The following is a 13,993-nucleotide window of genomic DNA, read 5'->3' on the forward strand; positions in this document are numbered from 1 at the left end:
ATTCATGACAAATAAAAAAGAAAATTTGAGACTGCTTATTTCTCTCGGTCTAGCTGGGGTAATGGTAGCAGCTATTTTATGGTTAATTAGCAAACTTTCTTCCACTATCATCACAACATCATCAAACCCCGCGCAAACTTCATCTTCGGTTGGAAATAAACCTTCAGTAATGAATTTGGGTACAAGGATTTTGTTGAAAGTGCAAACATATCCTGAGAAAACAGATGGAGTTAAAGCTTTTGCTGAAAAAGATTTTACTACTGCTGTGATAAAGTTTACTGCTTCACTAAAAAATAATCCTAATGACCCGGAAACTTTAATTTATTTGAACAATGCCAAAATTGCACGAGATAATTCAGACAATCTGAAAGTTGCTGTGATAGCATCAATTAACTTCGATCCTAGTTTATCAGAAGAAATTTTACGCGGTGTAGCTCAAGCTCAAAATGAAGTTAATAACCAGGGAGGAATTGCTGGTAAAAAGCTGCAAATTGTGATTGCAAGTGCTGAGAATAGAGAAGATTTTGCCCGAGTAGATAATGAATTAGTTCAAGATAAGAGCATTGTGGCAGCAGTAGGAGTTAGACGTAACGCCGCAGTTTATAATCAGAATCGCTTGGTGTTAGTGTTTCCTATCGAGCGACCAAATCAAGCCGAAAATTCCGAAAAGTTAGATAATAATACAATAAATAGTCAGCCTAATAGTTCTCCAACTAACTATTCATTTCATGTAAATCCGCTATATGATAATTTAATAGATACTCATTCTCGCTACATTGCTCGACAAGCAAGAAATGTTGCTATTTGTGGTGATGTTCGTAGCTCCAGAGATAATTCAACCACTTCATCAAATCAGATACTTTTAGAACAGTACACTCAAGCTATCAAAAAATATGGTAGCAATGTTATTAGTACGCCTTGCAATTTAGCAGATAAGAATTTTGATCCTAGAGCTTTTGTAGATAAAGCCATAGAAACAGAAAATGCAAGTGGCTTTTTATTAATACCTTCAATCAGAAATATATATTTTGCTAGCAAAGTGGCACAAGAGGTTAAAGGTAGAAAGCCACTGTTTGCCTCTGAAACTATGTACAGTGCAACAACTTTACAAAATGGCAAGGATCTTGAAGGAATGGTATTACCTGTCTATTGGCATCGTGATGCTAATAAAAATAATCCCTTTGCGAAAAATGCCTTTCAGCTTTGGAACGGACAAGTAAATCAGAGAACGGCGGGAGCTTATGATGCGCTCCAAGCAATTGTTGCTGGCTTAAAACAAGACACTACCCGCGAAGGATTACAAAGGGTATTATCTAATCCCAATTTTTCAACATCTGGAGCAACCGGAATGATTAAGTTTTCAGCCTCCGGGGAGCGTCAAGGAGAAGCTCTACTTGTCAAAGTTGAGCGTTGCGAGTCTTGTTCTAGCGGGACTGGTTACGATTTTGCCCTCTTGAATAAGAAGTAGTTTTTTTGGTGTTAATTTTCATTCTAAAGATATAGATTGCTTTAAAACTGGTAATCTATTTAATTTTGATGTAATACTAAATAGCCTGATTTGATGGCAATCAAAAATAAAAGCGATCGCTTCTATTTCTCTCTGACGAAAACTTTCGTTTCTCTACCCATAGTTGTGATTGCGATCGCTCAAAAGAAAGATGAAATATCCCCAACCCCTATGTCAAAGTTATATCAGTAATAATTCTAAACACTTTGCCGAGGAGAACACGAATGGTAACTACATTAGATGATGCGAAACGCAATGCAATTGCTGTAAAACTTGCAAGTCTAAAAGCTCTCCAACAATTGGTGATCGCAAATGAACAATCGCTTTTGACGCAAGGACTTGATTCCGAAATTGCCGATCGCATCCGAAATTTTATCAATGACGATCAAAAAAACCTTGGCATTCTGGAAACCGTAATTGGTCAATATGGGATTCAAGCTGAACCCAAGAAAACTGTTACACAATTCATTGAAAAAGCTAGTGAATTGTTCAAGGGTTCTGAGTTGAGCCTGTATGAAAAAGTATCTCAGCATGAATTGCTGAAACATCAATTAGTAATCACTGGCTTGATAGTTCACAAAGCTGCTCAAAAAGTTGGTGCTGATGTGTTGCTAGCGATCGCACCTTTGAATACCATTAACTTTGAAAATCGCGCTCACCAAGAGCAACTCAAAGGCATTCTAGAAATTCTGGGTGTCCGCGAACTCACTGGACAAGACGCAGATCAAGGAATTTGGGCGCGGGTTCAAGACGCTTTAGCCGCAGTCAGTGGTGTGGTAGGTAGTGCTGTCACCCAAGCCAGCGACAAAAAGGATCTAAACATCCAAGATGTCATCCGCCTCGATCACAACAAGGTAAACACCCTGTTCACCGAACTACTGCAAAGCAACGATCCACAAAAGATCCAAGAGTACTTCGGTCAAATTTACAAGGATTTAAGTGCCCACGCTGAAGCTGAAGAGGAAGTAGTCTACCCTAGAGTACGTCCTTTCTACGGTCAAGATAACACCCAAGAATTGTTTGATGAACAAGCTCATGCCAAGCAGGCGTTAGAGGAAATTAAAGCTCTTAGCCCATCTTCACCGCAATTCAAAGAAAAAGTCAAACAGCTATTGGATGCTCTCGGAGATCATATTCGTCAAGAAGAAACCACCCTGTTTGCTGCCATTCGCAACAACTTGAGTACTGAGCAAAGCGAACAACTTGCTACTGAATTCAAAGCCGCTAAGACTAAAATTCAACAAAAACTTGGTGTTGTTACCGAATCGAAGTAGGATGCTTTTAAGCTTTCTATATCCACTAAAAAAGGTTAGTTAAATAAAAACTCCCAGCAGATAAGCGCTGGGAGTTTTTATTTACAAAATTTGCTGACAGTATTTATAAGCGGCATAAGCCATAGTTACAACCCCGGTGATAATAGCAGATTCATCAACTTCAAATTGGGGATGGTGTAATGGGTGATTAACGATTCTTTCTTTGTAGCCTACACCCAAGCGAAACATCGAACCTGGGGCGTGTTCCAAATACATCGAAAAATCTTCAGCACCAAGGGAGGGTTCGGGTAAGACTTGAACGCGATCGCTACTCCAAGCTTCTTCGGCGGCTGATTGTAACAATTGCGTCAGGGTGTAATCATTTTGGACGCTGGATACACCCTGGCGATAATGGACTTGATACTTTGCTCCGTAGGTATGGCAAATATTAGATACAATGTTTTCAATCCAGTTTGGGAGATGGGCACGGGTTTCGGGATGGAGCGATCGCACGGTTCCCAATAACTGCACTTTATCCGCAATTATATTCGGCGCTCTGCCACCATTAATCTTCCCGATACTCAATACCACAGGACGCAAGGGATTTTGTGTCCGGCTGATGGCTTGTTGCAGTGCAGTAATCACTTGGCAAGCAATCCAAATCGCATCAATCGCCTCATGGGGACGCGCCCCGTGTCCAGATTCTCCCATAATCAGAATCTCTAAATCATCAGCGGCGGCTGTCAATGCCCCGTAACGCACGCCAATAGAACCTGCGGGTATAGAAGGGAAAACATGAATCCCTAATACAGCCGAGACATTATCCATCGCTCCATCTTTCACCATCCAGCTTGCCCCTTGAGCAATTTCCTCGGCTGGCTGAAATAAAAACCGCACTTTCCCACCCAACTCCTCAGCCACTTGAGACAGCACCATTGCCGTTCCTAACCCTACAGTGGTATGGACATCGTGACCACAAGCGTGCATAACACCATCTGCACGAGAGGCATATTCCAAATTTGTGCCCTCTTGAATTGGCAAGGCATCCATATCAGTGCGAATTGCCAATAAACGGTCATTTTGACCAGTGCCTTGGAGTTCTGCAACGACACCCGTTTTGCCGATTCCCTCTTGTACGTGCAGCCCATTAGAAGACAAAACACCAGCTACGAAGGCTGCTGTTTGGTACTCCTGACCGCTGAGTTCTGGGTGAGAGTGGATGTGGCGGCGAATTTCAATTAAGCGGGGCGCTAGTTTTGCTGCTAATTCTTTAATATGGGTAAGCATGGATTCAATTAATCTATAGGCTTTTTCCCTATGATAAAGAATTGTTAATAAACAAAATGCTTTTGCTATACAAGCAGGGGAGCAGGGGGGCAGGGGAGCAGGGGAGCAGGGGAGCAGGGGAGCAGGGGAGTAGGGGAAGCAGGGGAGCAGAGAGCAAGGGAGAAGAGTTTTCCCCTCCGCCTCCCGTACTCCAGCCCCTCTGCCTTTTTTCAATGCCCAATGCCCCCCAAGAGTGTTGAGTAAAGAAGTTGAGATTCCCCACCACTCGGAACTCTGAACTGTTTTGCCCAGTCCCCAGTCCCCAGTCCCCAATGCCCCAATTTATTTTGAATAACAGGTTGTGCCTAGAGTATTTTCGGGTTTGAACTCGTTACATTCTCTGAAATTTTGACGCTCTAACGACCAGCCATAAGGTTTGTCAGAGGTGACTACACCATTAGCCAGAGTTGTTAGTCGGAAGTTAGCCCCCCGAAAATTAGTAAACTCCAATTTGGCATCTTTTAAGTTTGCTGCTTCTAAATTGGCGCTAATGAAACCGGCAAAAGACAGATCGGCATTTTCCAGGGATGCTGATTTCAAATTTGCTCCTGTTAAAGAAGCACTGTTGAGATTTGCCTTATTCAGAATTGCACCTTCTAAATTTGCACCAGTGAGATCGGCATTCGTGAGATTAACTTGAGATAGTGTAGCGCCGCTCAAGTCAGCCCCTCGCAAATTTGCTCCAGTTAAATTCAGTTTACTTAGGTCAGCACCACTCAAATTACACCGAGGACAGGCAGTTGTTGCCTTCAACTGATCCAAATCTAGCTGATTTAATGCAACGGCCTGCTCTGCAAACCCAAAACAAGCTAACAGGGCGACAGTAGCAACAATCTTAAGTTTCATATTTTTTACTGATATTTACAAAAATGACAAATTACGCACACAGCGTACTTTCATACTTACATATACCGCTTCTCTAAGCCCGGATTTCTCACAAGCAATAAAAAAATGTATTACATGAGGTCATGTAATACATTTTTTTGATACATCATCAATTTAAATTTAGGTAGAAGACAAAATTAGTATAAAACCGTAGCTTGCTATAGTCATCTGAATCAAACGACTATTTTGCGCCAATCCAAAAACGTAATCAACTCTGGGCTGTGATTCCATTGTTGCCGTATTTTTTTAATCACTCTCTGTACTTCTTCTAATGCTCCTGCTGCTGGATCTACATTAGAGGGGCGAAGCTTTGCTGCCAAGGGTAAGGAAGAACAGGGATGAAGCATTCATTAAGAAGCTGTAAAAATACTATAAATTCTAATGGTAAGACTACTCAAACTGAAATATAGGCTATAGAATCGAGTCGTAAGGAACTATACCGAACCAATTATAGACTACCACATATGTGATCCCCCTAGCTCGATGAAAAACACGACTAGGGGGATCTTGTTTTTGGGGATTGGGGATTGAAAAGAGGCAGAGGGGCGGGGTGCGGGGGGCGGAGGGGAAAAATCTTCTCCCTTGCTTCCCCTGCTCCCTTCATCGCCATCCCAAAAGGCGCAATCCAGGGACAATTAAGTAGTAACTCGCTCCTAACCATAAGCTGATGAAGAAGCCCACAGAACCAAAAAAAATCAGAGGCGAATATAAGTCTGACCAGGCTGGTTGACTAGTAAATTGGAAGATGGGAGGTGCTAACTTTAAAAGAATTAAAACGGCATAGGCGATCGCACTTCCAAAGGCTGCGAACACGGCGTACACCACATGATGGCTGCGAAGTCCTAAGCCCAAGGTGAGTAAGCTAGCTGCCACTAAAATCACTGCCACTAAGCCTTCGCCGCTATCTTTTGGGGTGATTAATTGCAAAATCAACCAGCCGAAGCCATAGCTAATCGTGCCCATCAGGGATGCTACTAAAAACCGCCGCCGTTGACCAAAACACCCCGATACTGTTAGTCCCCAAGCGGTTCCCCAGCCTGCGGCAACGAACACCAAAATATCTGCCCCAAAGACGGGTTGAGTATTTGGCACTAATTGGTTTAGCTGACTGGAAATAGATTCCACAAACTGACGCCCTAAGCTGGTGTGATAGGCCAAAATAAAACCAGCGATCGCACCAAAACAAGCGCCGATACTACTCAAGATCATTGCCCAAATCGTCGCCAAACAAGCTCGGAAAATTTTGATGATTGTCTGAGCGATAAAAATAATGGTTTTGGTGACAGCTTGGCTAAAGTTAGCCAAAATTTGCTCAATAGCTTGTGTTAGCTGTGTAAATCTCTGGGAAACTTGGGTTGAGGTTTGCTTAATCTTGTTTCGCAGTTGGGCAAACAACCCTGGTGGCGGTAATGGTTGAGAAATCTTCGCCAAACGTTTTTGAATTATAGCTGCATTTGCTGGACGCGATCGCACATCTTTCTGCACCATCTCATCCAGCAAATCTGCCAATTGGGGGTTGACATTTACCCCAGTTCGCCAGCGTAATTTACCTGTTTGCTGATCTTCTAACTCTAACGGGTATTTGCCTGTTAATAGTTCAATCACCGTTCGACCAAGGGCATAAAAATCGGCACCTGGCCCGACAATACCTCCACTTACTTGTTCTGGTGGACTGTAACCAGAAGAAAATAAGCGGGTGGAACTAGACTGAGAACGCAGTTTAGAGGGGGTAAATTGTTTTGCTCCTCCAAAATCAATTAGTACCAAGCGATCGCCTTCTGTTGACCCTTGAGAATGGGTTACAGATGGCGAAGATGTTCCCAGCATTAAATTAGAAGGTTTAATATCTCGGTGAATAATCTGACGTTTGTGTAATTCTTGTAAAATTTGTAGAGATTGGGCAAACCAATTTAAAACCAAATCTTCTGGACACCCTTGGGGAAACTTTTTTAATATCTCCTCTAAGGTCCGCCCATTGATTTTTTCCATTACCAAACAAGGCAGTTGGTGCGGTTTGGGATTAAACAGGTTGACGTTAAAATACCCATCGACATCAACTGTGGGAACACCCGGATGCTGCAAGCTAGATAAAACCGCCGCCTCTTGGGTAAATAATTCCAGTGCCTTTGGCGAATCTTCTACCAACACTTTCAGTACTTTCTCAGTTTGAGTCTTTTCATCCCAAACTGTATAGATTTGAGCAAATCCTCCCGATCCCAATGCCTGAAGCGGAACATAGCGGTCTAACAACTCTAGCGGTGCGCCACAGCTGTTGCAAAATTTGTTTCCCCAAGGCTGAGGATAAGGACGTTGACAATCAGGATTTATGCAGTGAACCGCACTCTGAGTGATGTGGGACACAACCGCTACAATACAAAGGCTGACTTGATTTTAGCGTTTCTTGAGGTTTCCTGATTTTAAAATAGGCAAAAGGAAAACCCTCATAGATTTTATGAGGGCATTTGCTTATATTTACAGCAGATTTCAAGGAAGGTGAATTACAAAAGCTAAGTCTCAAAACAAGGTATAAAGTCTGTTTTACTTCTGTTAGCCCACATTCTGACTCCTGTTAGCGATAGCGGGGCGTTTAGCCCATTCTGACTCCTGAATTCTGAATTCTGCTGTATCTCAGCCCTTAATTACGAAAACTTCTCTTACTTTGTCTGTGCTTGGCAACTTCTTTGCGCTTGCGTTTTTCTAGGGGTGTTTCAAAATGACGATGCTTTCTCATGTCTGGAAAAATTCCAGCCTTGGAAACTTCTCGCTTAAATCGTCGTAAGGCTGACTCAATGTGTTCATTGTCGCCTACAATTACTTGGGTCATTATTTCTCCTAACTAAGTTGACTTCATCAATGGCTATGGGGACATTCAGGAGTGCTGAGTAACCCCATAGATAAATCTAGGGGATGGTTACAGAGCTTGTCGAATTATTGAAATAATGACAAGCACTTGTTTCCGGGCACTCAGCACTGCTTTGGTAACATTACAAAAAAAAGACAGACTTCTTGTCTGACCTTAAGACTTTAGGTAAATTTTTTTGTTTCCAAAGTTAGTAGCGTCCGCCACGTCCGCCACCGCCACCGCCGTATCCTCCTCCTCTGTTACCGCCACCAAAGGAACCTCTATCACCTCTGTCTTCCTTGGGTTTAGCCTTATTTACTTTCAGGTCACGACCCATCCACTCAGCACCATCAAGGGCTTCAATGGCAGCGGCTTCTTCAGCTTCAGTTCCCATTTCCACAAAAGCAAAGCCTCGCGGACGACCTGTTTCACGATCAGTAGGTACTTGAACTCGTTTTACAGTCCCATATTCTGCAAAAATACCACTTAAATCTTCTTGTGTAACGTCATAAGAGAGGTTACCTACATAAATTGACATCGATTCTCTCCAAAATCATCACTGTGTAGAGATTTTAATTTCTCTGAGAAGTCTGTAAATACTAAAAGGAAAAAGCCTTTCAATACTAAAACCAAAGACATCACTAAATTAATTCTCCTAATCATAGGATGACATACGAGCCAACTCTCTGCATCCAGTAGATAGTTAATTAGTGATGCGATCGCACCTACGCGATCGCTTGCCCCACTGACCCTAAGTACAGTCCACCACAAAATAGGGTTGGAAATAGAAGATAAATTCTGTAGGGTGACATAGGATATCAGGCATACAGGGGCGCATCTTTAATATTCGAATTGAAATGTTTGACTGCATTTAACCATGAAGCATTACTCCAAGATTTTAATATGAAAGGCAAAGTCAGGCAACAAATATATTTAACAATTCAAAATCCCCAGTCCCCAGTCCCCAGTCCCCATTACCCCTTATCCCCAGAGGGGGCCCCACCATCCCCAATCCCCAATTCAATCAAATTTCGCCTCTTGACCTGAACAATCAAATAGATGTAAACCTAAGCGTTGGGAAAGTTCTTCACACACCTTTACCCCCCGCACACTATTACCACGCACATCCAGTAGCGGCGAAAAAACGCCAATGCCCATTTTATTGGGTACAACGGCAATAATCCCACCACAAATACCACTTTTCGCCGGAATACCAATTTTATAAGCCCACTCACCTGCAAAGTTGTACATTCCACAGGTATACATCACACTGAGAATATCTTTGATGTAACGCTTATCTACCGCCCGTTCTTTGGTGATGGGGTTAATACCTCTGTTAGCCAGGGTAGCTGCCATCACGGCTAAGTCTTGGCAATTTACCATCACAGCACACTGCTGAAAATAAAGATCCAGCGCCTCTTCTATGTTCCGGTCAATCATGCCAAAGTTGAGCATCAGATGGGCCATTGCACGGTTACGATGCCCGGTACTACGTTCTGAGGTAAAAACTGAAATGTCAACGAACACGTCGCGGCCAATATATCGCCGGAACATATCTAGCATTCGGTTGAGGCGTTCGGTGGGGCCAGAACCTTTGATTAAGCTGGTGGTTGCGATCGCTCCAGCATTTACCATTGGATTATAAGGTCGCTTCGATTGCTCATCCAAAATAATCGCGTTAAATGCATCCCCCGTCGGTTCTACACCAACTCTCGTTAAAACGTAATCTAGTCCATGATCTTCTAAGGCCAGTCCATAAGCAAATACTTTGGAAATTGACTGAATGGTAAAAAGTTGCTCGTAGTCCCCAACTTTATAAATCTGACCATCTACTGTGACAATGCAAATGCTGAACAAGTCCGGGTTTGCCTTTGCCAGTTCGGGAATGTATTTCGCTACTGCACCCTCCTGTACTGACTTGTACTGTGAATGCAACTCATTAAGGACAACTAATAATGGCGATAGTTCTATTTCTAAATCCCCTTGATGTGCTTGGTTTGTCATCAGGCTGATAGCATTTCCCAAAATATTCCAAAATATTCACTATATATAATAGGGTTCTACAGCCCCACGTCCCTACAATTGCCAAGATTTTGGCAAAAACAGCTTGCTCTCAAAAATCATACTTGAGCAATTACTGAGGATATAAAAAAACTGTTGTAATTTTTGATACGAACAAAATATTTTATGCAGGCGATCGCAAAGATTTCCTAATTTTTTTATGATTAATCACAAAAAATATTAAGTTGAGTATCTTCCTTTATTTTATACTCAGTAATACTGTAATTGTATGTTATATATATTACTTATTTTAATCTAGTTATGGAAAATCAAAGTCATGATTAATGTACGTAGAACAAACTTTGAAAAAAGAGATGAAACTCAAACTGATTTGCATAAATATCCTAGATGTAACTCATATCACGACCTGTTCATAGAGAAATCTAAATATTTCATTAAATAAGTAATTTTGAGTATTTATGCCGATGCCATTTAACTAAACGTATATTATCTTCTTATAAGAAATAGTGAGAATACATGTGATATAGAATACACTGATAGTAGCGAGCCTTTAGAACCAATCTGAATGGGGTATCGTCACTTTAGGGTGCAAAGAGGGTAAAGTTTTTTTAAGAAATTTTTGACTTGTCGAAAAAAGCGTTACATAGCTAAAGTCCTCAGTTGAGAAAGGTTTCACCCTCAAAATGAGAATTGAAATTTGAAAAAGTGGCCAATAATTACGCTAAAACCCTGATCCCCAAGCCGAAAGGTTCATGTTAGTCTGTTGCAGTTATAAATAAAAAGTGAAAGCGGAACGAGTTCGAGTTTTCAGAAGGGAAGTTACTTTTACAAAGTGATAAATCCCGCAAATTATAAAACTTTTAAGTTCTACAGACGCTTTAAAAACGGACGCATGAATCAAAGACATTTGTGGACTATTGTTGCCCTGTTTATGACTGTTTTGGGTATACCCTCAGTCGGTTGTACTCAAACCACTAGAGGGAATGCGCTAGCATCCCAAAAATCACCTATCGCTCCGATCGCTGATGCGGTGAAGGTGGGAGAGTATCAATCAACAGCAGGAAAGCAAACCTTGGATGCTGCGATCGCAGAAATCCATCCTCACAACCTTGGAGGACGTAAGGCGGCAACTCTTTTTATCAAAAATATACCTGTTCTGACATTTTTGAGTTCTGTATCAAATACGAATCTTGAAAGTAAAAAAGTAGGTGAAGTTGGAAATACTGGGGGCGTACAATCGTACGCCCTTATTGCTAACAACTCATCAAAAGCAGTGAGTGCTGAGAACGCAATGGCTGTGAGCAACCAGATTAGCTCTGTTGACGATGACCCGGTTCAGATAGCTAGTATAATAGCCGCTAAAATCAATCAGTTAAATCGGGAAAACGTGGACGGCAGCAAGATTACCGTAAGTTGGAAAGCGGGAGAAAAATCTACAGCTGCTAATCAAGCGCAAAACAAAAGCGCCCCTGTCCGGCAAAATGGCGATCGCTACGTCATCAAAATTAATGGCGAAGAATTGGTCGAAATCAATGAAAGTACGCAATTAGCAGGTACCACCAACAATCTAGCGCAAGATGCATTGCAAGCAACCAATCGCCTACGCAGACTACTAGGCAATGCATCTCCCTTAAAAGAAATTGCGAATTTACCAATATCAATACCGAAATTGCCACGAGAGATTTCCGTCGGCGGAGTACGAATTTCTTTCAGAGGTATGGCCTCCTATTACGGCTATGATGGTTCTGGGAATCGTACCGCTAGCGGTCAGAGATTCAATCCAGAAGAGATGACTGCCGCCCATCGGAGCTTACCCTTTGGTACGCAAGTTCGTGTAACCAATACTAGCAATGGTCGTTCTGTAGTAGTACGGATTAACGATCGAGGCCCATTCATTCGGGGGCGAGTTATAGACTTGTCAGCTGGCGCAGCTCGAATTTTGGGAATGATGGGTAGCGGCGTAGCACCAGTACATATCGAAGTCTTAGGGAAATAATCGAGTAGGGAATAGGGAAGAGAGTTAATCACCACTTCCCACTCCCCATAACAGTTCCCCTAATTCAACCAAATGATTTCCACAGATCGCAAAGCTTTACGCGGTTCTTATCAACTTGAAACTGACAACCCTGCGATCGTAATTATTCGGTGATTATTTTTGTAAAGCAGAGGCATTTAATCAAAGTCTGTCGGTAAATCTGGTTGGCGGTAATGTTGAAAAAGGCGCGTGATTTGTGCTGGTGTCACACATCCGAGAGAAAGTTCTGGTAACGCATCTTCAGGAAAAAAACCTACTTCTTCAGTTTCAATACTTGCTGATGGAGAACCACCGATAATTTCGCAGTGAAAAAATAGCTTGTAGACATAAAACGGAAATGGTGGATGTCCTTGTTTGTCTCTGTCATAGACTGCTAGTAATTTGATAGTCCGCGCTTGATATCCAGATTCTTCATAAACTTCTTTGACTACTACCTCACTGGGCGACTCACCAACATCAGCCCATCCACCAGGTAAAGTCCAGCAGCCATCTGCCCTTTCTTTGACTAACAATATAGTTTCATCACGAAAAATTGCTGCACGCACATCAACTTTGGGAGTTGCATATCCGACTTCACGGCTAAACAAATCGAGGACATAGCTGTGTTCTACATTTGAGTAAGTCGCGATAATTTCTGTAGCGATCGCTCGTAATTGTTTATAGCGTTCAATATCATAAACACCTTCAGAATAGGTTAGACCATTTTGAGCGATGTCTGACGACAAGCCACTCCGTGTCTACGCTTGTAACTTCTGTGCCCATTCCAGCCATTTAGGTTGCATATATTTTTCTCATGTATGGGCTTGGGTACTGGGTGTTGGGTATTTGGAAAACTTGTTCCCAGTCCCTAGTCCCCAGTCCCCAATTCCTACTTACGCATCATCTAAAGCTGCAATTCCAGGCAACACCTTGCCTTCAAGTAACTCCAAACTAGCGCCGCCGCCAGTGGAAATGTGGCTCATTTGGTCTGCTAAACCAACCTTTTCCACAGCCGCTACCGAGTCACCGCCGCCGATAATGGTGGTTGTGCCAGTTTTGCTAATTTCAGCGAGGGTATGAGCGATCGCTTCCGTACCTACTGCAAACTTATCAAACTCAAACACACCCATTGGCCCGTTCCAAATTACCGTTTTGGTATCTGCAAGGGCTTCTTGGAAAACTTTTATTGAGTCTGGGCCAATATCCAAACCTATACCATCATCGGGGATGTTCTCAATGCTGACGGTTGTCGCATTAGCATCAGGAGCAAACTTATCTGCTGATACTATATCCGTGGGTAACAAGAAGGTAACGCCCCGTTCCTTAGCCTTAGCTTCCAAAGATTTCGCTAGTTCTAACTTGTCTTCTTCCACCAACGACTTACCGATATTTAAACCACGGGCTTTGTAGAATGTGAAAATCATTCCACCGCCGATGATCAGCTTGTCGCACTTCTCCAACAGTGTTTCAATCACACCAATTTTGCTGGAAACCTTGGAACCGCCAATAATTGCCGCTAAAGGACGTTGGGGATTTTCAATGGCATTTTGCAGATATTGCAATTCCTTCTCAACCAAATATCCAGCCACAGAAGGGCTGAGGAATTTAGTCACACCTTCAGTAGAAGCATGGGCGCGGTGTGCAGTACCAAAAGCATCATTTACATAGAAATCAGCATTAGCTGCCAATTTTTTCGCAAATTCTGGATCGTTTTTCTCTTCTTCTGGGTAAAAACGGACATTTTCGAGTAACAGCACTTGGCCATTTTGCAACGCGCCAACTTTAGCTGCAACTTCATCACCAATAGAGTCATCAGTTTTAATGACTTCTTGCCCCAGTAACTCCGACAGACGCTTGGCAACGGGAGTTAGGCGTAATTTGTCATCCACACCCTTGGGACGGCCAAAATGGCTGGCGAGAATAACCTTAGCACCCTTCTGCGTCAAATCTTGGATGGTTGGTAGAGCGGCGCGAATGCGAGTATCGTCGGTAATGTTGCCTTGATCGTCCACCGGCACATTAAAGTCAACCCGCACTAAAGCACGTTTCCCAGAGATATCAGCCGAAGATAAACTTGCTAAACTTTTTTTGGACACACCAAACTCTCCTGATTGCCTTTTTGTTATTGTTTTGAAAGTAGAACC

At 42.5% G+C, this 13,993-nt stretch carries 13 protein-coding genes; 4 read left to right on the forward strand and 9 right to left on the reverse strand.

The features are described 5' to 3' along the window. Positions 1–4: 4 nt before the first annotated feature. From V7L31_RS13735 to V7L31_RS13745, 3 genes are all read left to right on the forward strand, one after another. A complete protein-coding gene (locus tag V7L31_RS13735; RefSeq protein ID WP_334696735.1) occupies positions 5–1,468 on the forward strand; it encodes an ABC transporter substrate-binding protein in 1,464 nt (487 codons plus the stop codon). Between the two features lie 93 nt (positions 1,469–1,561). Beyond that, entirely contained in the window at positions 1,562–1,699 is a 138-nt protein-coding gene (locus V7L31_RS13740) for a hypothetical protein (RefSeq protein WP_334696736.1), read from the forward strand. A 32-nt stretch (positions 1,700–1,731) separates the two neighbouring features. Continuing rightward, positions 1,732–2,781, forward strand: coding sequence for a hemerythrin domain-containing protein (locus tag V7L31_RS13745; protein WP_334696737.1), 1,050 nt, complete (start codon positions 1,732–1,734; stop codon positions 2,779–2,781). Between the two features lie 81 nt (positions 2,782–2,862). Here V7L31_RS13745 and V7L31_RS13750 read toward each other — a convergent pair whose 3' ends face one another. From V7L31_RS13750 to glsA, 7 genes are all read right to left on the reverse strand, one after another. Then, complete coding sequence (locus tag V7L31_RS13750; RefSeq protein ID WP_334696738.1) at positions 2,863–4,047, reverse strand: M20 family metallopeptidase; 1,185 nt, start codon at positions 4,045–4,047, stop codon at positions 2,863–2,865. 321 nt (positions 4,048–4,368) lie between these two features. Beyond that, positions 4,369–4,932, reverse strand: coding sequence for a pentapeptide repeat-containing protein (locus V7L31_RS13755; protein WP_334696739.1), 564 nt, complete (start codon positions 4,930–4,932; stop codon positions 4,369–4,371). 212 nt (positions 4,933–5,144) lie between these two features. Beyond that, entirely contained in the window at positions 5,145–5,318 is a 174-nt protein-coding gene (locus V7L31_RS13760) for a hypothetical protein (RefSeq protein WP_334696804.1), read from the reverse strand. 253 nt (positions 5,319–5,571) lie between these two features. Then, positions 5,572–7,332, reverse strand: coding sequence for a serine/threonine protein kinase (locus V7L31_RS13765; RefSeq protein WP_334696740.1), 1,761 nt, complete (start codon positions 7,330–7,332; stop codon positions 5,572–5,574). Positions 7,333–7,606: 274 nt separating this feature from the next. Continuing rightward, positions 7,607–7,795, reverse strand: coding sequence for a 30S ribosomal protein S21 (rpsU, locus tag V7L31_RS13770; protein WP_012407716.1), 189 nt, complete (start codon positions 7,793–7,795; stop codon positions 7,607–7,609). Between the two features lie 226 nt (positions 7,796–8,021). Beyond that, positions 8,022–8,351, reverse strand: a complete 330-nt coding sequence (locus tag V7L31_RS13775) for an RNA recognition motif domain-containing protein (RefSeq protein WP_334696741.1) — start codon at positions 8,349–8,351, stop codon at positions 8,022–8,024. Between the two features lie 482 nt (positions 8,352–8,833). Further along, entirely contained in the window at positions 8,834–9,817 is a 984-nt protein-coding gene (gene glsA / locus V7L31_RS13780) for a glutaminase A (protein ID WP_334696742.1), read from the reverse strand. A 910-nt stretch (positions 9,818–10,727) separates the two neighbouring features. On the opposite strand from glsA, the gene V7L31_RS13785 reads away from it, so the two are divergent. Beyond that, positions 10,728–11,831, forward strand: a complete 1,104-nt coding sequence (locus V7L31_RS13785) for a septal ring lytic transglycosylase RlpA family protein (protein WP_334696743.1) — start codon at positions 10,728–10,730, stop codon at positions 11,829–11,831. 176 nt (positions 11,832–12,007) lie between these two features. On the opposite strand, the gene V7L31_RS13790 is transcribed toward V7L31_RS13785, so the two are convergent. Then, complete coding sequence (locus V7L31_RS13790) at positions 12,008–12,595, reverse strand: NUDIX hydrolase (RefSeq protein ID WP_334696744.1); 588 nt, start codon at positions 12,593–12,595, stop codon at positions 12,008–12,010. 147 nt (positions 12,596–12,742) lie between these two features. After that, positions 12,743–13,945, reverse strand: coding sequence for a phosphoglycerate kinase (locus V7L31_RS13795; RefSeq protein WP_334696745.1), 1,203 nt, complete (start codon positions 13,943–13,945; stop codon positions 12,743–12,745). Between the last annotated feature and the right edge of the window lie 48 nt (positions 13,946–13,993).

Source organism: Nostoc sp. (assembly GCF_036916655.1).
Taxonomy (GTDB): Bacteria; Cyanobacteriota; Cyanobacteriia; order Cyanobacteriales; family Nostocaceae; genus Nostoc.